This window comes from Bradyrhizobium agreste (assembly GCF_016031625.1).
Lineage (GTDB): Bacteria > Pseudomonadota > Alphaproteobacteria > Rhizobiales > Xanthobacteraceae > Bradyrhizobium > Bradyrhizobium agreste.
On sequence record NZ_JACCHP010000025.1, the window covers coordinates 32,905 to 53,805 of the forward strand.

Below are 20,901 nucleotides of genomic sequence, written 5' to 3' on the forward strand. Positions count from 1 at the left end.
GCGAAGCAATCCAGGAAATTATCCGCGGAGGCGGTCTGGATTGCTTCGTCGCAAGGGCTCCTCGCAATGACGGGGAGAGGGCGGTGGGTATTAAGAGGGAGCGGAGAGGATGCGTCTGCGATGCGATCCCCGAGCCCGGCCGTCACCCTCCGTAACTCTGCACCAGGCTCCCCGCCACCAGCGACCAGCCGTCGACCAGCACGAAGAAGATCAGCTTGAACGGCAGCGAGATCGTCGCCGGCGGCAGCATCATCATGCCCATCGACATCAGCACGGAGGCGACGACGAGGTCGATGATCAGGAAGGGCAGGAACAACAAGAAGCCGATCTCGAAGGCGCGCTTCAGCTCGGAGATCATGAAGGCAGGGACGAGAATGCGCAGTGCGAGATCGTCGGGCGTGGCCGGCGGCGGCTCGCCGGAGATATCCAGGAACAGCTTCAGGTCCTTCTCGCGCACGTTCTTCTGCATGAAGCCGCGCAAGGGCACGGAGGCGCGCTGGAGCGCATCCTCGACACCGATCTGGTTGGCGACGAGCGGGCGGATGCCCTCGTCATAGGATTTCTGCAGCACCGGGCCCATCACGAAGAAGGTGAGGAACATCGCGAGCGCGATGATCACCGAGTTCGGCGGGGCGGTCGCGGTGCCCATCGCGGTGCGCAGCAGCGACAGCACCACCACGATGCGCGTGAACGACGTCATCATGATCAGGATCGACGGCGCGATCGAGAGCACCGTGAGCAGTGCGATCAGCTGGATCGCGCGCTCCGTGACGCCGCCGCCACCGGCGCCGCCGCCGAGATTGATGCTGATGTCCTGGGCATGCGAGGGCATCGCGAGCGAAGCCGCACCGACCAGGACAGACAGGAAAAGAACTCTACGCGGAAGGACCGGCAACCTCACGAAGACGGCTTCGGACGGCCGAGCAGGGAGGCCATCTCGTCTTCGAGATTTTCAAAGCTGGTCTTTTCCGCGGCCGGCTTCGCCGGCGCGGCGGGCGGTGCCGGCGGCTCGCTGCGAGCGGCGCGCGGTGAAGCGGGCGGCGGCTCCGGCGCAACCGGAGGGGCGACCGTTTCCGCGGCCGGGCGGCGCAGGGCAGCCTCCAAACGCTGCGCCATTTCGGCGAGATTCTGCTCGGCGCTCGAGGGCGCGGCAGCCGGTGCCGGCGGCGGAACGGGCTGCGGCGCAGGCGGAGGAGGCGGTGGTGCGGCGGCGCGCTCGGCCCGCACCGGCGGCATCTTCATCGGCTCACTGCCGCGCGGCGGACGCGGCATCAGCGGCGGCTCGCCACGGGCGATGCGCGGCGGCAGCGGCTCGGGTCGGGGTTCGCGCTCGGGACGTGGCGCGATCGGCTCCGGCGGAAAGCCCCCCAGGGCCGGCTCGCTGCGGCGTTCGGCCAGCGCAGGCGCAGGCCGGCGCACTTCGTCGGCGAAGGAGGGGCGCGCGGGCCGCGGCGGCGGTTCGGGCATTTGCGGCTCGGGATGATCGAGCAGCTCGGGCCGCGGCGCCTCGTCGGCCCAGCCGCCGGCATCGGGCAGGGGAGCAAGACGCGGCGGTTCGGCGGCATTCGGACGTTGCGGGATCTGGTCGCGGCTGGGCGCGGCGCGAACGATGTTGGGCTCGACGACGATGTCGGTCGGGCCGCCGATCATCAGCAGATGCTCGACATTGTCGCGCCGGACCAGCACCAGCCGGCGCCGGCCGTCGACCGCGGCGGCGTCGATCACGGCGAGGCGGGGCATCCGGCCGCGCTGGGTGTTGGCACCGATGCGGCTACCGGCGAATCGGCGAACCAGCCATGCAGCGACCCCGATCAACGCCAGAACGACGATGAACGCGACGATGAAGGTGATAGGGCTGCCTTGCATACTTGTCCCCGACAAATGGCGCTTTTCTCGTGCCCATGGTCAGTCGAGCCGACCACAGGCGGACGATGCCCCAAACTGCGATTTCTTAACGTTCCACGGCAAGTTTTGCCGTCCCCAGCTCTTAATAACCCATGAATCGCCCGATCCAAAACGACTTCTTGCCCTGTGCACGTCTCGCCAAGCGGTTGGGGTTAATGCCACTTTTCGCGCCGTCGATTCGCGGGGCGCTGGAAACGGCTTCGGCCGGGGACATGCATCGCGCGCCGTTCTTAACCAGCTGTTAACCATACAGGCGGCAAATTCTGCCTAGCGGCGGTCCCTGGGATCCGCCCGGGCGGAGGGAACCGCGACGATGTCCATCAACGACCTTCCGGTGCTGTCGGCGCTTCGCACCAAGATGCAGTGGCATCAGGAGCGCCAGCGCGTCCTGTCCGAGAACGTCTCCAATTCCGACACGCCGAAATTCCGGCCGCGCGACCTGGTGGAACCCAAGCTCGACAAGGCCGGCGCCGTCACGGGGTCCATGGGGCCTTTGGCCCTGACCCGGACCAGCGCCTCGCACTTGACGCCGTCGGGGGCGGCTTCCGCCTTCGACCAGAACAGGAACGTCGGTTTCGAGACCCGCCCTGCGGGCAATGCCGTCAATCTCGAGGAGGAGATGATGAAGGCCGCCAGCAACCAGATGGATTACGCCGCGGCGACCTCGCTCTATTCGAAGAGCCTGCGCCTGCTCAAGACCGCAATCGGCAAAGGTTAGGCCTGAAGGAGGCGGATCATGGCAAATGACAGCAGCGACTTCGCCCGTTCCATGGCAATCGCGACCTCGGGCCTGCGTGCGCAGGCCGGCCGCATGCGGGTGATCTCGGAGAACATCGCGAATGCGGATTCGACGGCGCAGACCGCCGGCGGCGATCCCTACCGGCGCAAGGTGCCGACCTTCTCCTCCGCGCTGGACCGCACGCTCGACGCGCAGGTCGTCACCCTCGGCAGGATCAAGCCCGACCAGTCCGCCTTCCGCGTCAGATACGAACCGAACAATCCGGCGGCGGATGCGAGCGGCAACGTCAAATATCCCAACGTGAACTCGGTGGTCGAGATGACCGACATGCGCGACGCGCAGCGGTCCTACGAAGCCAACCTCAACATCATCAGTGCGACGCGCCGGATGATCCAGCGCACGCTCGACATCCTCAAGAGCTGAACAGGACATTTGAGCCATGGCATCACCGACAATCGCCGCCAATGCTTACGCCAACCTCGCCCGCGTGCTGGAGAACAGCGGCGCCGGCAAGGGCAGCGAACCGAGCGGGCAATCCTTCGCCGCGCTGCTGAAGGACGCCGTCGGCAGCGTCATGGAATCCGGCCGCAAGTCCGACGCGCAGACGGTGGCAATGGCCGCCGGCAAGGCCAACGTGATGGACGTGGTCACGGCGGTCGCCGACACCGATGTCGCGGTGTCCACGCTGGTCTCGGTCCGCGACCGCGTCATCGCGGCCTATGAAGACATCATGAAGATGCCGATCTGAGCGGGGAGTGGCGAATGGCGAATGGAGCAGCTTCCATTCGCCATTCGCAACTCGCCATTCGCTTTCTTGACGCGGCGGCAACCAACAGTGAGCAGCAAGCAATGACTGGACCCGAGACCCTCGACGTCGCGCGCGATGCGATCTGGACCATCGTGATCGTGTCGTCACCGCTGATGGTGGTCGGCCTCGTGGTCGGCGTCATCGTGTCGCTGTTCCAGGCACTGACGCAGATCCAGGAGCAGACGCTGATCTACGTGCCGAAGATCCTCGCCATCTTTGCCACGATGCTGCTGGCGCTGCCGTTCATGGCCGACTCGCTCCACGCCCACATGCTGCGGATCTCGTCGCGAATCATCGGTGGCTGAGGCACAATGCGTCGTGCGGTGGATTTGACATTCGCCCTGGGGGCTCCACGAGTCGCGTTGGCGAATGTCAAATCCAATAGCCGCACGACTATGGATATTTGCGAATGCCTCTTTGGCTCCAACATTCGCAAAAGTGCCTGCCGCGATGGCATGCGAATGTTGGAGCCGAGGCATTCGGCTATGCGCATCGACGTCTCGCTGCTGCCGGCGCTCGCCGCTTCCTTCATGCTCGCCTTCGCCCGGGTCGGCGCGATGGTGATGCTGCTGCCCGGCCTCGGCGAGACCAACATCCCGACGCGGATCAAGCTGTCGATCGCGCTGCTGCTCACGCTCATCATCCTGCCGCTGCATCGCAACGCCTATCAGGTCGACATGGGCTCGCTGGCGCCGCTGCTGGTCTTGATGCTGCATGAGATCGCGATCGGCATCGTCTTGGGCGCGACCGCGCGTGTGACGTTGTCGGCGCTCCAGGTTGCGGGATCCGTGATCGCGCAGCAGATGGGGCTCGGGTTCGTCACTTCGGTCGATCCGACGCAGGGTCAGCAGGGCGTGCTGGTCGGCAATTTCCTGACCATGCTGGGCGTGACGTTGCTGTTTGCCACCGACAGCCACCATCTGGTGATCGCAGCGCTGAACGACAGCTACACGATCTTCTCGCCGGGCGAGACCGTGTCGAGCGGCGACATCGCTTCGCTCGCGACGCGCGCCTTCGCCGCCGCGTTCCGCCTCGGCCTGCAGCTCTCGGGTCCGTTCCTGGTGTTCGGCCTCGTTTTCAACATCGGACTGGGCGTGCTGGCGCGGCTGATGCCGCAGATGCAGGTCTATTTCGTCGGCGTGCCGCTGTCGATCTTCGCGGGCTTTCTGGTGCTCGCCGTGGTGCTCACCGCGATGATGGGCACCTTTCTCGACTATTTCATCGGTGTCATGCACCAGATGATGCCGCTCAAGTGACGGGGATCGATCGATGGCGGAAGACAACGATCCCGAAAGTCAAACAGAAGACCCGACGCAAAAGCGCCTCGACGATGCGCTTCAACGCGGCGACGTCGCCAAGAGCCAGGAGATCAACACCTGGTTCATGATGGCAGGCGGCACGCTCGTCGTCTCCACCTTCTCGGGCTCGGTCGGCAGCGGGCTGCTGACGCCGATGCGCAACCTGCTCGCCAATTCCAGGATGATCAAGACCGACGGCAAGGCGCTGCTCGCGCTGACGCAGCAGATCGAGCTCGCCGTGCTTGCCGCGGTCGGCGTGCCCCTGTTGATGCTGGTGCTGGCGGCCATCGCCGGCAACATGCTGCAGCACCGGCTGGTGTGGTCGGCCGAGTCCCTGAAGCCCAAATTCAACAAGATTTCGCCCGGCGCCGGCTTCAAACGCATCTTCGGCAAGCAGGCGGCCGCCAATTTTCTCAAAGGCATCGGCAAGCTGGCCGCTCTCAGCGTGGTCATGACCATGATCCTGTGGCCGGAGCGGCACCGCATGGAGGCGATGGTCAGGCTCGATCCGGCCGCCATGCTTGGCGCCAGCACCAGCATGACCATCCATCTGCTCGGCGCGGTGGTCGCCGCGCTCGCGATCGTCGCCATCGCCGATTACTTCTTCCAGTACCGCAGCTGGTTCCAGCGGCAGAAGATGTCGCTCCAGGAGATCAAGGAAGAATTCAAGCAGTCGGAAGGCGACCCCCACATCAAGGGCAAGATCCGGCAATTGCGGCAGCAGCGCGCCAAGAAGCGCATGATGGCGGCGGTTCCCAAGGCCTCCGTGATCATCACCAACCCGACCCACTATTCGGTGGCGCTGTCCTACGAGCGCGGCATGACCGCACCGATCTGCGTCGCCAAGGGCGTCGACAATCTCGCCTTCAAGATCCGGGAGATCGCGCGCGAGCACGACATCCCGATCGTGGAGAACGTGCCGCTGGCCCGCGCGCTCTACGCGACCGTGGACATCGACCAGGAAATCCCGACCGAGCACTACCATGCCGTCGCCGAAGTCATCGGTTACGTCATGCGCCTGAAGCGCGGATTCAGTGCCGGGCGGGGATAAGATGCCCGAAAAGTACCGGAAATGGCCGTAATCTGGGAATCAGCTTACCTTTCGCCGCTGCTGCCCTTGCACCTCAGGGTCCGATTCAGGCAGGGAGGACCCCACGCGCCCGGTGGCGCGTTGATTCTCTGCCGACAGGCTGCGCCAGCTCGAGAATGACCGCCGAGACCGACCACGACCTCACACGCGAGCCCGTTGCGGCGCACGAGCCGTCGCCGCGCTCGGGCAGCATTGCGCTGGTGCTGCTCGTGGCCGCCGGCCTCATCGCCGTGGCCGTCGGGCTGATGACGCTGGGGCGCGTGCAGGCGCAGCCCTATATCCTCGGCATCCTCGCGGTGCTGGCGATGGTCGGCCTGTTCAACCTGTTCGCCTTCGCCGCCGGCATCATCCGCTTCGCCGACCGCAATCTCGACGATCCCATCATCGGCCGCATCTCCGATCACGCCTTCGACGGGCTCGCGGTCACCGACGCGCGCGGACACGTGGTCTATTCCAATGCCGCCTATCTGACGCTGACCGGCGCCACCGGCCCGCAGGACGTGCGCCCCGTCGAGCGCGTCTTCATCGGCAACCCCGACGTCTCGGAAGCGGTGTTCCGCCTGCTCAAGGCCGCCCGCGAGGGCAAGCGGCAGCAGGAAGAGGTGCGTATCTCCGGCCATGACGGCAACCAGGGCCGCTGGCTGCGCATGCGGGTGCGCCCGCTCGGCACCGGCAAGCGCGAGGCGAAATACGCGGTGTGGTCGATCGCCGACATCACCCGCGACCGCGAGCGCCAGGAGGACGTGTTCCAGGAGCTCCAGCACGCGATCGAATATCTCGATCACGCCCCGTGCGGCTTCTTCTCGGTCAACCCGGCCGGCGAGCTCGCCTATGTCAACGCGACGTTGGCGAACTGGCTCGACTACGACCTCGCCGAGATCGGCTCGGGCGGCCTGAAGCTCACCGACATCGTCTCCGGCGACGGCGCTTCGCTCTTGACCTCGATCGTGGCGGTGCCGGGTGAGGTGAAGACCGAGGTGTTCGACATCGACCTGCGCATGCGCACCGGCAAGACCATGCCGGTGCGGCTCTATCACAAGCTCGCCTTCGGCGCCGACGGCGCGCCGGGGCCCTCGCGCACGCTCGTGATCAGCCGCGCCCGCGACGAGCGCAGCGACCCCGATCGTGCCGCCGAAGTGCGGTTCATGCGCTTCTTCGACCACACGCCGATGGCGATCGCGACCGTCGATCGCGCCGGCAACGTGGTGCGCGCCAATGCCCGCTACGCCAAGCTCAGTCAGGCGCTGGGGCTGGACACCTCCTCCAAGTCGATCTTCCGCGCGGTCAATTCGCGCGACCGCCACCTCTTGATTGCGGCCATCAACCAGGCCGCCGAAGGCAAGGCCGACATCGCCCCGGTCGAGGTGGCGCTGGAAGGGACCAGGGAACGCTGGGGCCAGTTCTTCGTGACCCCGGTCGATGCGGCCGAGACCGAGGCGGAAGCCGCCATCGTGCACATGCTCGAGACCACCGAGCGGCGCGCGCTGGAGAACCAGATCAACCAGTCGCAGAAGATGGAGACGGTCGGCCAGCTCGCCGGCGGCATCGCCCACGACTTCAACAACGTGCTGTCCGCCATTATGATGGCGAACGACTTCCTGCTGAACGCGCACAAGCCGACCGACCCGTCGTTCCAGGACATCATGCAGATCAAGCAGAACGCAACGCGCGCCGCCACGCTGGTGCGGCAGCTGCTGGCGTTCTCGCGCCGACAGACGCTGCGGCCGCAGGTGCTCGATCTCGGCGACGCCCTGTCCGATCTCACCATGCTGCTGCGCCGGCTGATCGGCGAGAAGGTCAAGCTCGACCTCGTGCACGGTCGCGACCTCTGGCCGGTGAAGGTCGACGTCTCCCAGTTCGAGCAGGTGATCGTCAATCTTGCGGTGAACGCGCGCGACGCCATGCCCGACGGCGGCAAGCTGATCATCCGCACCGCCAACGTCACCAGCGAGGACGCGGGCAAGCTCGCCTACAAGGGCATGCCGGCTGCAGATTATGTGCGGATCGAGGTCGCCGACACCGGCACCGGCATCCCGGCCGACATCCGCGACAAGATTTTCGAACCGTTCTTCTCGACGAAAGAGGTCGGGAAGGGCACCGGCCTCGGGCTCTCTACCGTCTACGGCATCGTCAAGCAGACTGGCGGTTTCATCTATGTCGATTCCGAGCCGGGGCAGGGCACCTCGTTCCACATCTTCCTGCCACGCCACATCGCCGAACCGGAGGTGCAGGTCGAGCAACCAGCTGCGGCCAGCGCGACCAGCGGTGCCGCGAAGGAAGCCGCGCCCGCCGCGGCGGCAGAGGCCAAGCCGCGCACCGATCTCACCGGGCAGGGCACCATCCTGCTGGTCGAGGACGAGGAGGGCCTGCGCGCGCTGAACGCTCGCGGCCTGCGCTCGCGCGGCTACACCGTGGTCGAGGCCGAGAACGGCGTCGAGGCCATGGAGGTGCTGGACGAGCAGAGCGGCGCGATCGATCTCGTCGTTTCCGACGTCGTGATGCCGGAAATGGACGGGCCGACGCTGCTCAAGGCCATGCGCGAGAAGAACCCCGACATCAAGTTCATCTTCGTCTCCGGCTATGCCGAGGATGCCTTCGAGAAGAGCCTGCCGGAAGGCCAGCAGTTCGACTTCCTGCCAAAGCCCTTCACGCTCAGCCAGCTGGTGGCGGCGGTGAAGGAGACGATGACGAAGCAGGGGTGAGGTACAAGCGGCGCTGCGCCGTTCCCGCGCCTCCAATGACAAGGAAAAAGCGGAATTCTTGCCCCAAACCCACCGGTAACGGGCGACCGCGGTTGCCCGCGCACCTTCGCCAAACCCCCGCCAAATATGGGCTTTTGCCACATCCCCGCGACTGAGGGCCGCAGCCATGGGTTCCGAAACCGGCTTCACTTTTCGGGAAGTCTGACCATCTTAGGGGCACGTCCCCATGCCGGGGATTTGGGAAACGCACATGACTTTCTCGCAACGATCCCGCACTCTCTTCAAGACGATCGCCGTCGTGCTGGCGCTTGCGCTGCCGACCGCGCTGGCGATCTCGTCCGCCGACGCGCGCGTCGGTGGCGGCATGTCGTCGGGTTCGCGCGGCTCGCGCACCTATTCGGCGCCGCCGTCGACCACGACCGCGCCGGGCTCGACCTCGCAGTTCAACCGGACCTACACCCAGCCGGGTGCAGGCATGAACTCGGCCGCTTCCGCGCCCGCGCGCGGCGGCCTGTTCGGCCGCGCCGGCGGGTTCATGGGCGGCCTTGCGGCCGGCTTCCTCGGCGCCGGCCTGCTCGGCATGCTGTTCGGTGGTGGCCTGTTCGGCGGCCTCGGCGGCCTGTCCTCGATCCTCGGCCTGATCATCCAGATCGCGCTGGTGGTGCTCGTGGTCCGGCTGGCGATGTCGTGGTGGCAGCGTCGTCACGCCCCGCGGGCGGCTTACGCCAATGCTGACGCCGGCGCAGCGCCCGGACCGCAGACGAACTATCGCAGCGGTCTTGGTGGTGGCCTTGGCGGTGGACTCGGTGGCTTCGGTTTCGGCGCCAACAACGCGCCGCTCGAGATCAAGCCAGATGACTATGAGGCGTTCGAGCGTCTGCTCGGCGAGATCCAGGCGGCCTGGTCGAACGAGGACGTGGCCAAGCTGCATACGCTCGCGACGCCCGAGATGGTCTCCTACTTCGAGCAGGACCTCGCCCAGAACCGCGCCCGCAACGTGGTCAACAAGGTCACGAATGTGAAGCTGTTGCAGGGCGACCTCGCGGAAGCCTGGCGCGAAGGCGAGACCGACTACGCCACGGTGGCGCTGCGCTTTGCGCTCACCGACAAGACGGTGGATCGCAACACCGGCGCGATCGTCGCCGGCAGCGAGCAGCCGGGCGAGGCGACCGAGATCTGGACCTTCGCCCGCCGGCCGGGCACCGGTTGGGAACTCTCGGCGATCCAGCAGACCAACTGATCGCCCGCCACGTGAGAAACCAGGGCGTCGTGCTTTCCGCACGGCGCCTTTTTCTTTGAGTGTCTCGCCTCGCTCATCGGAATAAGCGGGCGCGCGTCGGGTTGAGATGAGGCGGCCGACAACAATTGTGACGGGAGGACAACATGATCCGCATCGAGAGATCTGCGACAATCTTAGGCCTCGCACTCGCGATGGCCTTGCTGGCGCCGCCATCAGCGCAGGCGCAGTCGACCGACATGACGTTCTTCGTGACCTCCACTGGCCTCGGTAAGGGCGCCGACCTCGGTGGCCTCGAGGGCGCGGACGCGCACTGTCAGAAGCTTGCACAAGCCGCCGGCGCCGGCACCAAGACCTGGCGCGCCTATCTCTCGACGCAGGCCGCCGACGGCAAGCCGGCCATCAACGCCAAGGATCGCATCGGCAAGGGACCATGGCAGAACGCCAAGGGCACGGTGATCGCCAAGGATGTCGCCGAGCTGCACGGCGCGAACAATCTCACCAAGCAGACCGCGCTCAGCGAGAAGGGTGAGGTCATCAACGGCCGTGGCGACACGCCGAACCGGCATGACATCCTCACGGGATCGCAGCCCGACGGCACCGCCTTCGCCGCGGGCGACGACAAGACCTGCAAGAACTGGACATCGAGCACGCAAGGCGCCGCGGTCGTCGGTCATTCCGATCGGCAGGGCCTACGCGATGATGAGCCTTCGAAGTCATGGAACAGCTCCCACACCTCGCGCGGTCCCGACGGCGGCTGCTCGCAGGCCGATCTGAAGAGCACCGGCGGCGACGGGCTGCTGTACTGCTTCGCTTCGAATTGAGAGAGGCGTAACTCTCTCACCCGTCATTGCGAGGAGCTCTTGCGACGAAGCAATCCAGACTATTTCCGCAGAGGCAGTCTGGATTGCTTCCGCCTTCGCCGAAGGCTTCGGCGGACAAGTCGCTTTCGCTCGCAATGACGGAGTATCTTGAACCGCCGTTCCGCCTCACGCTGACGGAACCTCCGGCCGCATGCTACATTGGTCCGGTCGCCTTCACGCTCACGGACCTCTCCCATGAAATACGAGCTCTATTACTGGCCCGAGATCCAGGGCCGCGGCGAATATGTGCGATTGGCCCTGGAGGAGGCGGGTGCCGCTTACGTCGATGTTGCGCGCGGGCCGCGCGGGACGGCTGCGATGATGAAGATGATGGACGCGCAGCAGGGCACGCCGCCCTTTGCGCCGCCATTCCTGAAAGCGGGCAAGCTCGTCATCGGCCAGACCGCCAACATCCTGCTCTATCTCGGCGCCCGCCATGGGCTTGCGCCGAAGACGGAAGCCGGCAGACTCTGGGTGCACCAGCTCCAGCTCACGATCACGGACTTTGTCGTCGAGATCCACGATACGCATCATCCGCTCGGGCCCTCGCTTTATTATGAGGACCAGAAGGCGCCGGCGAAGAAGCGCACGGCCGAGTTCTGGGACGAGCGGGTGCCGAAATATCTCGGCTATTTCGAGCAGCTTCTCGTCGCAAACGGCGGCACCTATGTCACCGGTCGCCGCCCGACCTATGTCGACCTCTCGCTGTTCCAGATCGTCGAGGGCCTGCGTTATGCCTTCCCCAAACGCATGAAGGCGTTCGAGAACAATGTCCCGGGCCTCGTCGGCCTGCACGGTCGCATCGCCGCGCGGCCCAACATCGAGGCCTATCTCGCAAGCGAGCGCCGCATTCCCTTCAACGAGCAGGGCATCTTCCGCCGCTATCGCGAGCTGGATCGATAGCCGGTTTGGTGCAGGACGCCAGGCGCGTTCACCAGACGCCGGGGATGAGGCGATAGCGCACCCGCGCCGCATAATCGGTATAGCCCGGCAGGCCCTCGCGCAACGTGCGCTCCTCGATCGGGATGCGGACCGCGAACAGGGCGATGAAGAGCGGCATCATCGCAAGTCCCCACCACGACCCCAGCAGCAACGGCACGCCGGTGAAGAACAGGACCATGCCGCTATACATGGGATGGCGGACATAGGCGTAGGGACCGGTCGAGATCACGTGCTGCGCGCGCTCGGTTTGCAGCTTGACCACGGGCGCGGCGAACGAGTTCTCGCGGAAGACCCACATGACGAACAGTGTCGAGGCCAGGAACAGCCCGAGGCCGAGCGCCTGCAACGCGGTCGGAATGTCGGAGGATCGAACGCGGCGGTCGAGCCCCATCACGGCAAGCCAGGCCAGCATGGTGACGACGAAGAGGACGATGAACATCTTGTCGGCCGCGGGCTGATCCTTTTGCAGCACCGGCCGCAGGCGTTCGGCGAGCAGCGCCGGATCGATCCGGTAGAGCCACCAGCCGCAGAGCGGGCCGAGGAGGGCGGAGGTGGCGAGGAACGCCCACGCCGACGGCCAATGCAGCGTCCCGGCGGACGCAAACAGCAGCGCGCCCATGCCGACGACGAACACCGTGTTCTGCAACAGCAGCCGTGCGATCATGCGCAGGTCCTAAGGTGAACGGCGCGCGATCCTGGTCCAGCTATCCGGCAAAGATGCGGCCGGACACGCCAAAAGCCCGATCGACCGGATCGGGCGCTTCGGCTTTGGCAAGCCTGATCAGGCGAGCTGATCGATCCGCGTGCCCTGACCCGGCGGCAGCGGCGCCGGCGGCTGCGGCTTGAAGGTCGGATCCTCGTCCTTGACCTTGGTCTGATCGTCCTGCGGCTTGGTCGTGTCGTAGTTCGGAACCACGATCGCGATCGGCGGGGGCGCAACGGTGGAAACCTTCATCCGCAAATCCTCACACATGGAAACAACCGAGCCTGCCCTGCGAGGAGCGAAATTTCCTTCAAGCCAATCGCTAAAATGCGAGGGAATTGGTGCGGTGTGGGCCCTCTATGCGGGGCGCGACGCAGCTGACCACGTACTCCGTCATTGCGAGCGGAGCGAAGCAATCCAGAGATCTCTCCACGGAGACAGTCTGGATTACTTCGTCGCGAGGGCTCCTCGCAATGACTGGGAGAGGCCCTCGTCGTCTCGGTTTGCACCGCGCGGACGAGACACATGTCCGTAGCGAAAAAGGAGCTCCGCCCTATTCGTCCTTGCCGCGGGTGATCGCGATCGACGCTTCCGTCTTGGTGCGGGTGCATTCCATGTTGAGCCGCCGGTAGCGCATGGTGACCTTGTCGCCGCGGAGCAGACCCATCCGCTTCAGGCAGCGCGTCGCGCCCGTCGTGGTGTCGTCCTTGGTCACGGTGAAGACGATCGCCGCCGTCGATCCGACCAGGGCATAGAACTCCGGCTTCGGCTTGCGGTCGCCCTTGGCATAGAGCTCGATGGAATATTTGTCGCCGCGGCAGCCGACCGACAGCTCCTTGGCCGCCGGGTGCGTGAGATAGACGACGTTGGCGGCGCGGAAATTCACCTTGAGACGGTCGATCTGGTTCGCCAGCTCCTTGGCGCTGTCGTCGCAGCGATCGGCGCGGGCAGGCGAAGCGAGAGCAACAAGGCCGGTGATGGCGGCGGCGACCAGAATCGCGCCGCGGACGTTCAAGTTCAATGTCATGATGAAAAGCCCCTTAGGGCGCGCATTCAAGCGTCGGCGGACGCGAAGCGCAAGGGTGGGGTTTTCCTTGTTGGCAGGCGCGTGATATAAAGAGCACATGAGCAAGGAGCAGGTAAAAGCGATATTGGACCGCGTTCTGACCTGGCCGCCCGAACGCCAGGAGGACGCAGCGAAGATGCTGATGCTCATGGAGTCGCAGGACGAGAGCGTCTATCGGCTGACCGACGAGCAGGTCGAGGAGGTTCGCCGCCGTCGGTCGGATCCGGATGCGCAGCGGCTCACGCTCGACGAGTTCAAGGAGCGCCTCAAGCAGCGCCTCGGCGAATGAAGGTCGTCATTCACGAGTCGGCGGCTCGTGATCTCGATGAGATTATTGACTGGATTTCCCGGGACAATCCCATCGCAGCGGCCCGCGTAGTCGGCCGCATCCTCGCGAAGATCGAGCGTCTTGCCGCGTCAGGCCTTCCCAACATCGGTCGTCCGGGTCTGCTTGAAGGGACGCGGGAGCTTGTAGAGGCTCCCTACATCATCGTCTACGCGGTCGATCAATCAGACCAGGTGATCGAGGTGCTGGCCGTCCTGCACGGGGCGAAGGATCAAAGTCTAGGCCTCCCCATGAGCCGAACGGGCTTTCGGGGCGCTTCCCTTTGCGGCAAAAAAGCTTAGAACGCTTCTATGCTGAGAGGCCCGCCAGGGCCACAAAACCCCGAGATTTGCCCCATGAACGCTCCCACCGCCTTCCCCGACCAGTCCAAGCCCGTTCCGCCCTACAAGCACACCCCGCTGTTCCCGCTGGGCAAGGACGAGACGCCCTACAAGAAGATTTCGTCCGAAGGCGTCAGGGTCGAGAAGGTGCTCGGCAAGGACATGCTGGTGGTGTCGCGCGAGGCGCTGCGGGCGCTGTCGGAGGCGGCCTTTGGCGACATCAACCATTACCTGCGCCCCGGCCACCTGAAGCAACTGCGCTCGATCCTGGAGGACAGCGAGGCCAGCCCGAACGACAAGTTCGTCGCGCTGGACTTCCTCAAGAACGCCAATATCGCGGCGGGCGGCGTGCTGCCGATGTGTCAGGACACCGGCACCGCGATCATCATGGGCAAGAAGGGCTGCAACGTCATCACCGACGGCGACGACGAGGCGGCGCTGTCGGAAGGCGCGCGCGATGCTTACCTGCGCCGCAATCTGCGCTACTCGCAGGTCGCGCCGCTCTCGATGTTTGAAGAGAAGAACACCGCCAACAACATGCCGGCGCAGTGCGAGATCTACGCCGAGGGCGACGACGCCTACAAGTTCATGTTCATGGCCAAGGGCGGCGGCTCCGCCAACAAGAGCTTCCTGTTCCAGGCCACGCCCTCGGTGCTGACCAAGGACCGGCTGCTCGCGTTCCTCAAGGAAAAGATCCTCACGCTCGGCACCGCCGCGTGCCCGCCCTATCACCTCGCCATCGTGATCGGTGGCACCTCGGCCGAGCTGTGCATGAAGACGGTGAAGCTTGCCTCCGCGCGCTATCTCGATGCGCTGCCGACGCACGGCTCGCCCGACGGCAACGCCTTCCGCGACCTCGAGATGGAGAAGGAAATCCACAAGATGACGCAATCGCTCGGCGTCGGTGCGCAGTTCGGCGGCAAGTACTTCTGCCACGACGTGCGCGTGATCCGCATGCCGCGCCACGGCGCCTCGCTCCCGATCGGGCTCGGCGTGTCCTGCTCGGCCGACCGCCAGGTGCTCGGCAAGATCACCAGGGACGGCGTCTATCTCGAGGAGCTCGAGCACAATCCGGCGCAATACCTGCCGCAGGTCGAGCAGTCGCTCGGCGGCGAGGTCGTCAAGATCGACCTCAACCAGCCGATGAAGGACATTCTGGCGACGTTCTCGAAATATCCGATCAGGACGCGGGTCTCGATGACCGGCACCATGATCGTCGCGCGCGACAGCGCGCATGCCAAGCTGCGCGAGCGGCTGGAGAAGGGCGAGCCGCTGCCGGACTACTTCAAGAACCATCCGGTTTACTACGCCGGTCCCGCCAAGACGCCCGAAGGCTACGCCTCCGGCGCGTTCGGTCCGACCACCGCGGGCCGCATGGATTCCTTCGTCGACCAGTTCCAGGCCGCCGGCGGCTCCATGGTGATGGTGGCCAAGGGCAACCGCGCGCCGGCCGTGCGCGAGGCCTGCAGGAAATACGGCGGCTTTTATCTCGGCTCGATCGGCGGCGCCGCGGCGAACCTCGCCGAGCACTGCATCAAGAAGGTCGAGGTGCTCGAATATCCCGAGCTCGGCATGGAAGCGATCTGGCGCATCGAGGTCGTCGATTTCCCGGCGTTCATCATCATCGACGACAAGGGCAACGACTTCTTCAAGGAGCTGAATTTGGGCTGAGACCGTCATGGCCGGGCTTGACCCGGCCATCCATCGCGCTTCGAAGAAGATGGATACGCGGGTCAAGCCCGCGTATGACGATTTGAGCTGGCGGCGAAGTCTCGATGCGCGTCAGCTGCAATTGGTGACCTGGTTGGAGCACAGCGCGCGCCACCAGCCGCGCACGCCGTCGTGGCTCTCGACCAGGCCCCAGAGCCCGCTGCAGGCGAAGATGCGCTTCGGGCCGCCGTCGGTGTCGAGCGCACCGCCGAGCTCGCGCTGGGCCGGCATCCATTTGGCATCGATGAAGGGCGCCTGAAACAGCCCGCCCGCCCGTGTAGCGCCATTGGCGTAACTCGCGCCGACCTTGTTCGAGGCGACCCAGCCGCGTCCGGCATAGGGCTTCGGCGCGTTGCGCGGATATCGCTTCTCGTCCTCGTAATCCTTGCCCGGCGGCTTCGCGCCTTCGATCAGGAACCAGCCGTCCCTGAAACCGATGATGCGGAATTCGGTGAGCCAGCCGCCCTCGGGCGTGTTCTCAGCGCCGCCGAGCTTGAGCCGGTAGGGCGGTGGCAAGGTGCCGAGCACGCGCGCTTTCACCGAGGGCTCGGCACGCACGTTGAGACCGTTCGGATCCTTGTCGATCGACCAGGCGCCGAGATCGCAGGGCTCGGTGCCGGCAGGCAGCGTCGAGCGCTTGGCGGCCACCTCGGCGTGCAGCTTGGCGAAATCATTGTCGTCGTCGGGATCCGGCCCGGTGCGTGGCTTGATCTCGGCCGACACCGCACGCGTCGCGTCCGGCGTCAGCGTGACGACCAGGACCTGACGCGCGGCGAACACGCTGGCCGGCGTCTTCGGATCGTTCGACGTCGCCGGATAGACCGCGAGATAGCCGGTCGCACCTTCGGTGCGGTAGGCGAGGCCGGCGACATAGCCCGCCGGCACCATGGCGAGCGCGCTTGCGCGCCACGCCGGTTCGGTGTCATCCGCGCGCGCCGCTTGTGTCGCAACACATAGGATCGTTGCCGCGAGGAGGCGGAGCACGCGCATCGGTGCAGCTCGGGCTTTATGCGCGCGCGCCCGCGAACGGGAAGCTGCCCATCGGGCCGATGCCCATCTCGCCGCTGATGCTGTCGCCGGAGACCGTGCCGGTGAATTCGAGCGTGAGCGGCATCGGCTTGTCGATCGAGACCTTCCAGGAGACGTTGTCGCCGGAGGCGATGCCGTCGAAGATCTCGGCGGTATTGCCTGCCGCGCCCAGCGTGCCCGTGAGCGTGCCGTCCGCGGCCTTCAGGCTCAGCATCGCCTGCTGTTCGCCCATCGGCGTCGTCATGGTCAGATTCCAGTTGCCGTCTACGGCCATTCCCGTCTCCCGAACAAATCTCGGCGGTCCGCGACGATCCGCGGCCGTCCCGAGCGAGCCTATAGCGCAACTCGCAGGTCCTGCCTAACCCTGCGATCGGGCCATCAGGCGCGGGCGGCGGCGCGCCGGCGGCTGGTGACGATGAGCCGCAGCACCACATACTGCACGGCGAAGGCCAGGATCTTGGCGCCGCCCGCGACCACCGTGATGTAGAACGCCCACAGCTTCAGATCGCCGGTGGCGGCGACCGCGATCATCCCGGCGCCGATCACGAACATCAGCGCCGCCCAGGCATAGCCCGCGGCCGTCACATATTCCGGAACGGTCTCGGCGACGATTGGCGGCATGTAGCGCAGCATCCAGCCGCGCTTGAGCATGATGAGGCCGATCGCGAAATGCGCGATCGAGGGTTTGGCCAGCATGAAGCGCGGATCGTGGGTCAGGAGCGTGATCGCGCCCAGCACGACGACGAGCGCAAGGCTCGCATAGGTCATGTAGTTGAGCGCCTGCCCCTTGAGGCGGGCGTAGATCACCTGCGCGATTGCAGCGGCGATCGCCACCGATGTCGCCAGGATGATGCTGTCGGTGATGAGATAGATGGCCAGGAAGATGATGGCGGAGAGGAAGTCGGAGGCGAGGCGGGCGAATACGTCCTTCATCGTCGATCCTGTTCAGCGGGCGTCTGGGAGGGCGCGGGCGGGCGTACCGTACTTGATCTGGCGATACTCGGGATACCACTTTGTGAAGTAGATCGCACTGTTGCGGGCGGCAAAGGCCACCGCAAGGCTGGACCAGAGCGGCAGGCCGGGGACGTACAGCAGCACGAGATTGGCAGCCGCCATCAACAATGCGGCGGCGGTCCAGGCGCCGGTGATGATGTAATTGGCGCGAAGAAAGCCGGGCATCGCCGCGGTCTCGGCCGGCACCGCTTCAAGCGCATATTGCAGCGTGAAGGGACGGCGGAGCAGCATCGAGCCCAGCGAGATGACGAAGATTCCGACATCGACCGACAGCTTGACCCCGAGGGTGCCGAGCGCGGGGTCGATCAGCGCGAGGTAAAGGCCGATTGCGGCGAATACAATCGCGGAGCCCGCGGCCAGGATCTTCACCGAGCGGCCACGCGCGACATCAATCGCGACGGTCGCGAGGCAGATCGCCGATGCCGCAAACACGCTGAGCACGGCCGACGTGACCAGCATCAGGAAGGCGAAGGCGCCGTAGGGCGCGAGGATCAGGAAAATCGCCATGGGCCGCCTCGGTCGGGTCAATCTTTACAATGTAAAGATAAGTAGCGCGCCGGCGATGCCAGGTCAAGCAAGATCTTTACAGCATCAAAATGACGTAGGTGACCTCCAAAATGCGAAGCGCAGCAACAGCTTGGTCCAATGCCTCCTCGGCCAATTCGGCCCAGGGCAGGAGCGGCAGTGCAGCGGCAGCCAACAGACCGAGGCAGAGCAGGATGCCGCCGTCGAACACGGTATGGCGGCTTCGTCGCAGCCGGATCATCTGGAACGCGAGTGCGGTACCGGTCAGGGCGAGGAGGACAAGAGCGCCTGCACTGATCGAGGGCATGTACATCGAAAACTCCTTTTTCGTCGCGCCGGGTTCGCGCCAAGTGGCGCGCCTCGAGGGCTACGCTGCGCCGACCCAATTGCCGTGGAAGCCGTCGGGCACGCGGTGGCCGAGCTGCACCAAGGCGGCGGGACCGGCTTCGATGTCGGTGGCATTGAACACGGCGAGATCGCTGCGGTTCTCCCGCGCGCGCCAGACCACGGCGAGCAGCCAGCCGTCGCCTTCGGCGGCATCCTTGGATCGCTCGACGAAAACGGGCTCGGAGATGGTGTCGCCGGCCGGCAGCAGGTATTGGCCGAGCCGCCTGCCGTTGCCGTCGACGTGGACGATGCCCGAAAGCGCGCCGAACATCGGCAGCTTCGGATTGGCGCAGGCGTACCAGCCGTGACGGCTCTTCAGCCCGGCGCGGCGATCGTCGATGCGCGGGAATTCGCCGGTGAGATCGTCGAGGTAGGTCTGCTGGAAGCGGTCGGTATTCCCGGCGAGATCGAAGGTCCAGCGGCAGTGGCGGGCGCGCGATTTCTCGGGATCGGTGGGTCGGCCGTCCGGATGCGGAAACAGCGGCGCTTCCTCGAACTGCATGACGTCGGCGACGATGCGGCTCTCGTCCTCCCACGCATTCATGACATGGAAGACGTAGCAGGCTTCGGCACGAAACCAGACGATGTCCTTGGCCGTGCCGCTGCGCTTCATCACCCCGACATAGGCGCCCTTGTCCGGCTCCCAGGCATAGGGCGGTCGTCCGCTCATCGCGCGCTCCATGCTGCCTGATATCGGCAGGATCGGAAACAGCACATGGTTCGCGGTGACGATGAAGTCGTGCACCATGCTGGCATAGGGCGCCTCGAACCGCTCGAAGCGCGTCGCCTTGCCGGAGGCGTCGATAGACCCGTAGGAGAGGGCTGGCGTCAGCGGGCCCGCCGCGTTGTAGCCGAAGAACACCAGTTCGCCGGTGACGGGATCGATCTTCGGATGCGCGGTGAAACTGCCGGCGACGCGGCCCTGGTAGTTGTGATAGCCGCGCGTCGCCAGCGTGCCCGGCTCGATCTCCGTCGGCAGATGCGCTTCTTCCAGCGCCAGCAGCTTGCCGGCGTGGAAGATGATGTTGGTGTTGGCGACACCGCCATCGGTCAGATTTGCCGGCGCATCCGGCAGCTTGCGGCCGAAGCCGCCGAACAGCGCGCGGCCGGCGTCGTGCTCGGCGAGCCATTTCGGCGTGCGGACCCAGCGGTTGCGGTAGCTGGCGCGGCCGTTCTCGAGATGAAAGGCGTGCAGCATCCCGTCGCCGACGAACCAGTGCGCGCCGGGCGAATCGAACTGCGGATTGGGGCCGTTGCGGTAAAGCGTGCCGTTCAGCTCGCGCGGCAATTCGCCGACGATCGTCAGGAAGGGCGCATCGGCCTCGAACGGGATCGGCGCGATATTGTTGCGGCGCTCGGCCATGGCGTCCTGCTGCACGGCGAATCCTCCCCTATCTTTACATCGTAAAGATTGGATAAACCCGATCGCAACTTTCGTCAAGTGAAATCTTTACACTGTCAATATTGCGTCATATAGCTTGCAAATGGCCAAGATCGACACCAAGGGCGAAGCGGCGCGAAGCCCGCGAGCCCCGAGAAAAACCACCGCGACCGCGCCACCGCGCACCTCGCGTCGGGCGAGAAGCGCCAAGACCGAGACGCCGTATCATCACGGCGCGCTGCGCGAAGCGCTGCTCCAGGCCGCCGAACGGGTGCTGGAGCGCGACGGGCTTGCCGGCCTGACATTGCGCGCGGTGGCCCGCGAGGCCGGCGTCTCGCATGCCGCGCCGACCCATCATTTCGGCGACCTGACGGGCCTGCTCAGCGAGCTCGCAGCCGTCGGCTTCCGCCAGTTCAACGTGGCAATGGCCGCTTCCTGCGATGCCGCCACCACGCCGCTCGAAGCCGCGCTGGCGCGGCCGAAAGCCTACGTCGCCTATGCGCAGGCCCACCCCGGCATGTACGGCATCATGTTCCGCACCGAGCGGCTGGATTATTCGAGGCCGTCGCTGCACGAGGCGGCCGAGGCGTCTTTCGCCGGACTTGCCAATGCGGTCGGCATGATGCGGCAGGAGCAGATCAGCGGCGATTCGCTGACGCTGAACCAGGGCGCCGCGATCGCGCGGGCCTGGTCCCTGGTGCACGGCTTCACCATGCTGCTGCTCGACGGACGGCTGAAGGATATCCTCGCGCGGCTGCCGGAGGGAACGACCGCCGAGCGGCTGCTCGAGGCCATGCTGACGGCGCCTGTGACGGCGAAGCTACCCGGCTGCTGAA

General features: G+C 65.6%; 25 protein-coding genes. 14 read left to right on the forward strand and 11 right to left on the reverse strand.

The annotated features are described in order from the left end of the window. Positions 1-142: 142 nt before the first annotated feature. The gene (gene fliP / locus HZZ13_RS29645; RefSeq protein ID WP_197963049.1) at positions 143-901 is read right to left on the reverse strand and encodes a flagellar type III secretion system pore protein FliP; all 759 of its coding nucleotides are present in this window, start codon (positions 899-901) and stop codon (positions 143-145) included. Next, positions 898-1,866, reverse strand: a complete 969-nt coding sequence (locus HZZ13_RS29650; RefSeq protein WP_197963050.1) for a flagellar biosynthetic protein FliO — start codon at positions 1,864-1,866, stop codon at positions 898-900. The genes fliP and HZZ13_RS29650 overlap by 4 nt, the downstream gene beginning before the upstream one ends. 352 nt (positions 1,867-2,218) lie before the next feature. Between HZZ13_RS29650 and flgB the strand changes: the two genes are divergently transcribed. From flgB to HZZ13_RS29700, 10 genes are all read left to right on the forward strand, one after another. Further along, complete coding sequence (gene flgB, locus HZZ13_RS29655; RefSeq protein ID WP_197963051.1) at positions 2,219-2,623, forward strand: flagellar basal body rod protein FlgB; 405 nt, start codon at positions 2,219-2,221, stop codon at positions 2,621-2,623. An 18-nt stretch (positions 2,624-2,641) separates the two neighbouring features. Next, positions 2,642-3,067 carry a flagellar basal body rod protein FlgC gene (flgC, locus tag HZZ13_RS29660; RefSeq protein ID WP_036013073.1) on the forward strand — a complete coding sequence of 142 codons (426 nt, stop codon included), beginning with the start codon at positions 2,642-2,644 and terminating at the stop codon, positions 3,065-3,067. Between the two features lie 16 nt (positions 3,068-3,083). After that, on the forward strand, positions 3,084-3,392 hold the full coding sequence (gene fliE / locus HZZ13_RS29665) for a flagellar hook-basal body complex protein FliE (protein WP_197963052.1): 309 nt from the start codon (positions 3,084-3,086) through the stop codon (positions 3,390-3,392). Positions 3,393-3,493: 101 nt separating this feature from the next. Beyond that, a complete protein-coding gene (gene fliQ, locus HZZ13_RS29670) occupies positions 3,494-3,757 on the forward strand; it encodes a flagellar biosynthesis protein FliQ (RefSeq protein WP_011088555.1) in 264 nt (87 codons plus the stop codon). A gap of 180 nt (positions 3,758-3,937) precedes the next feature. After that, entirely contained in the window at positions 3,938-4,708 is a 771-nt protein-coding gene (gene fliR, locus HZZ13_RS29675) for a flagellar biosynthetic protein FliR (RefSeq protein ID WP_197963053.1), read from the forward strand. A gap of 13 nt (positions 4,709-4,721) precedes the next feature. Further along, on the forward strand, positions 4,722-5,801 hold the full coding sequence (gene flhB, locus HZZ13_RS29680) for a flagellar biosynthesis protein FlhB (protein ID WP_197963054.1): 1,080 nt from the start codon (positions 4,722-4,724) through the stop codon (positions 5,799-5,801). Between the two features lie 155 nt (positions 5,802-5,956). Further along, entirely contained in the window at positions 5,957-8,542 is a 2,586-nt protein-coding gene (gene cckA / locus HZZ13_RS29685) for a cell cycle histidine kinase CckA (protein WP_197963055.1), read from the forward strand. 226 nt (positions 8,543-8,768) lie between these two features. Continuing rightward, positions 8,769-9,782: a Tim44 domain-containing protein gene (locus HZZ13_RS29690; protein ID WP_197963056.1), complete on the forward strand. Its 1,014-nt coding sequence runs from the start codon at positions 8,769-8,771 to the stop codon at positions 9,780-9,782. A gap of 143 nt (positions 9,783-9,925) precedes the next feature. Beyond that, positions 9,926-10,603 (forward strand): lectin, encoded by a 678-nt coding sequence (locus HZZ13_RS29695; RefSeq protein WP_197963057.1) that lies wholly within the window; start codon positions 9,926-9,928, stop codon positions 10,601-10,603. Between the two features lie 234 nt (positions 10,604-10,837). Further along, on the forward strand, positions 10,838-11,545 hold the full coding sequence (locus tag HZZ13_RS29700; protein ID WP_197963058.1) for a glutathione S-transferase: 708 nt from the start codon (positions 10,838-10,840) through the stop codon (positions 11,543-11,545). Positions 11,546-11,573: 28 nt separating this feature from the next. Here the strand turns inward: HZZ13_RS29700 and HZZ13_RS29705 are convergent, their stop codons facing one another. From HZZ13_RS29705 to HZZ13_RS29715, 3 genes are all read right to left on the reverse strand, one after another. Next, the gene (locus tag HZZ13_RS29705) at positions 11,574-12,248 is read right to left on the reverse strand and encodes a methyltransferase family protein (protein WP_197963059.1); all 675 of its coding nucleotides are present in this window, start codon (positions 12,246-12,248) and stop codon (positions 11,574-11,576) included. Positions 12,249-12,365: 117 nt separating this feature from the next. Continuing rightward, on the reverse strand, positions 12,366-12,539 hold the full coding sequence (locus HZZ13_RS29710; RefSeq protein WP_172782896.1) for a hypothetical protein: 174 nt from the start codon (positions 12,537-12,539) through the stop codon (positions 12,366-12,368). 301 nt (positions 12,540-12,840) lie between these two features. Beyond that, a complete protein-coding gene (locus HZZ13_RS29715) occupies positions 12,841-13,314 on the reverse strand; it encodes a hypothetical protein (RefSeq protein WP_197963060.1) in 474 nt (157 codons plus the stop codon). Between the two features lie 97 nt (positions 13,315-13,411). Here HZZ13_RS29715 and HZZ13_RS29720 point away from each other — a divergent pair, with 97 nt between their 5' ends. From HZZ13_RS29720 to HZZ13_RS29730, 3 genes are read left to right on the forward strand one after another with little or no spacing between them, the layout of a single operon-like run. Continuing rightward, positions 13,412-13,642 (forward strand): hypothetical protein, encoded by a 231-nt coding sequence (locus tag HZZ13_RS29720; protein WP_197963061.1) that lies wholly within the window; start codon positions 13,412-13,414, stop codon positions 13,640-13,642. Beyond that, the gene (locus tag HZZ13_RS29725) at positions 13,639-13,980 is read left to right on the forward strand and encodes a type II toxin-antitoxin system RelE/ParE family toxin (RefSeq protein WP_197963062.1); all 342 of its coding nucleotides are present in this window, start codon (positions 13,639-13,641) and stop codon (positions 13,978-13,980) included. Before HZZ13_RS29720 ends, HZZ13_RS29725 begins: the two co-directional genes overlap by 4 nt. A 54-nt stretch (positions 13,981-14,034) precedes the next feature. Next, positions 14,035-15,690 (forward strand): fumarate hydratase, encoded by a 1,656-nt coding sequence (locus HZZ13_RS29730; protein WP_197963063.1) that lies wholly within the window; start codon positions 14,035-14,037, stop codon positions 15,688-15,690. Between the two features lie 111 nt (positions 15,691-15,801). Here the strand turns inward: HZZ13_RS29730 and HZZ13_RS29735 are convergent, their stop codons facing one another. From HZZ13_RS29735 to HZZ13_RS29760, 6 genes are all read right to left on the reverse strand, one after another. Next, positions 15,802-16,719 carry an SH3 domain-containing protein gene (locus HZZ13_RS29735; RefSeq protein ID WP_197963064.1) on the reverse strand — a complete coding sequence of 306 codons (918 nt, stop codon included), beginning with the start codon at positions 16,717-16,719 and terminating at the stop codon, positions 15,802-15,804. 16 nt (positions 16,720-16,735) lie between these two features. After that, positions 16,736-17,032, reverse strand: coding sequence for a hypothetical protein (locus HZZ13_RS29740; RefSeq protein ID WP_197963065.1), 297 nt, complete (start codon positions 17,030-17,032; stop codon positions 16,736-16,738). Positions 17,033-17,136: 104 nt separating this feature from the next. Further along, positions 17,137-17,691 carry an inner membrane-spanning protein YciB gene (locus HZZ13_RS29745; RefSeq protein WP_197963066.1) on the reverse strand — a complete coding sequence of 185 codons (555 nt, stop codon included), beginning with the start codon at positions 17,689-17,691 and terminating at the stop codon, positions 17,137-17,139. A 12-nt stretch (positions 17,692-17,703) separates the two neighbouring features. Further along, on the reverse strand, positions 17,704-18,279 hold the full coding sequence (locus HZZ13_RS29750) for a hypothetical protein (RefSeq protein ID WP_197963067.1): 576 nt from the start codon (positions 18,277-18,279) through the stop codon (positions 17,704-17,706). Between the two features lie 76 nt (positions 18,280-18,355). Further along, positions 18,356-18,610, reverse strand: a complete 255-nt coding sequence (locus HZZ13_RS29755) for a hypothetical protein (RefSeq protein WP_197963068.1) — start codon at positions 18,608-18,610, stop codon at positions 18,356-18,358. A 54-nt stretch (positions 18,611-18,664) separates the two neighbouring features. Next, positions 18,665-20,062 (reverse strand): carotenoid oxygenase family protein, encoded by a 1,398-nt coding sequence (locus HZZ13_RS29760; protein WP_197963069.1) that lies wholly within the window; start codon positions 20,060-20,062, stop codon positions 18,665-18,667. A 106-nt stretch (positions 20,063-20,168) separates the two neighbouring features. On the opposite strand from HZZ13_RS29760, the gene HZZ13_RS29765 reads away from it, so the two are divergent. Beyond that, positions 20,169-20,900 carry a TetR/AcrR family transcriptional regulator gene (locus tag HZZ13_RS29765; protein ID WP_197963070.1) on the forward strand — a complete coding sequence of 244 codons (732 nt, stop codon included), beginning with the start codon at positions 20,169-20,171 and terminating at the stop codon, positions 20,898-20,900. The last annotated feature ends 1 nt before the right edge of the window (position 20,901 follow it).

Coding starts and splice junctions, on each gene's coding strand:
- fliR (WP_197963053.1), top strand. CDS start 3,938: ATGCGCATCGACGTCTCGCTGCTGCCGGCGCTCGCCGCTTCCTTCATG.
- HZZ13_RS29715 (WP_197963060.1), bottom strand. CDS start 13,314: ATGACATTGAACTTGAACGTCCGCGGCGCGATTCTGGTCGCCGCCGCC.
- flhB (WP_197963054.1), top strand. CDS start 4,722: ATGGCGGAAGACAACGATCCCGAAAGTCAAACAGAAGACCCGACGCAA.
- flgC (WP_036013073.1), top strand. CDS start 2,642: ATGGCAAATGACAGCAGCGACTTCGCCCGTTCCATGGCAATCGCGACC.
- HZZ13_RS29750 (WP_197963067.1), bottom strand. CDS start 18,279: ATGGCGATTTTCCTGATCCTCGCGCCCTACGGCGCCTTCGCCTTCCTG.
- HZZ13_RS29710 (WP_172782896.1), bottom strand. CDS start 12,539: ATGAAGGTTTCCACCGTTGCGCCCCCGCCGATCGCGATCGTGGTTCCG.
- flgB (WP_197963051.1), top strand. CDS start 2,219: ATGTCCATCAACGACCTTCCGGTGCTGTCGGCGCTTCGCACCAAGATG.
- HZZ13_RS29725 (WP_197963062.1), top strand. CDS start 13,639: ATGAAGGTCGTCATTCACGAGTCGGCGGCTCGTGATCTCGATGAGATT.
- HZZ13_RS29720 (WP_197963061.1), top strand. CDS start 13,412: ATGAGCAAGGAGCAGGTAAAAGCGATATTGGACCGCGTTCTGACCTGG.
- fliQ (WP_011088555.1), top strand. CDS start 3,494: ATGACTGGACCCGAGACCCTCGACGTCGCGCGCGATGCGATCTGGACC.
- HZZ13_RS29690 (WP_197963056.1), top strand. CDS start 8,769: ATGCCGGGGATTTGGGAAACGCACATGACTTTCTCGCAACGATCCCGC.
- HZZ13_RS29730 (WP_197963063.1), top strand. CDS start 14,035: ATGAACGCTCCCACCGCCTTCCCCGACCAGTCCAAGCCCGTTCCGCCC.
- HZZ13_RS29745 (WP_197963066.1), bottom strand. CDS start 17,691: ATGAAGGACGTATTCGCCCGCCTCGCCTCCGACTTCCTCTCCGCCATC.
- HZZ13_RS29700 (WP_197963058.1), top strand. CDS start 10,838: ATGAAATACGAGCTCTATTACTGGCCCGAGATCCAGGGCCGCGGCGAA.
- HZZ13_RS29740 (WP_197963065.1), bottom strand. CDS start 17,032: ATGGCCGTAGACGGCAACTGGAATCTGACCATGACGACGCCGATGGGC.
- HZZ13_RS29695 (WP_197963057.1), top strand. CDS start 9,926: ATGATCCGCATCGAGAGATCTGCGACAATCTTAGGCCTCGCACTCGCG.
- cckA (WP_197963055.1), top strand. CDS start 5,957: ATGACCGCCGAGACCGACCACGACCTCACACGCGAGCCCGTTGCGGCG.
- HZZ13_RS29755 (WP_197963068.1), bottom strand. CDS start 18,610: ATGTACATGCCCTCGATCAGTGCAGGCGCTCTTGTCCTCCTCGCCCTG.
- HZZ13_RS29650 (WP_197963050.1), bottom strand. CDS start 1,866: ATGCAAGGCAGCCCTATCACCTTCATCGTCGCGTTCATCGTCGTTCTG.
- HZZ13_RS29735 (WP_197963064.1), bottom strand. CDS start 16,719: ATGCGCGTGCTCCGCCTCCTCGCGGCAACGATCCTATGTGTTGCGACA.
- HZZ13_RS29765 (WP_197963070.1), top strand. CDS start 20,169: ATGGCCAAGATCGACACCAAGGGCGAAGCGGCGCGAAGCCCGCGAGCC.
- fliE (WP_197963052.1), top strand. CDS start 3,084: ATGGCATCACCGACAATCGCCGCCAATGCTTACGCCAACCTCGCCCGC.
- HZZ13_RS29705 (WP_197963059.1), bottom strand. CDS start 12,248: ATGATCGCACGGCTGCTGTTGCAGAACACGGTGTTCGTCGTCGGCATG.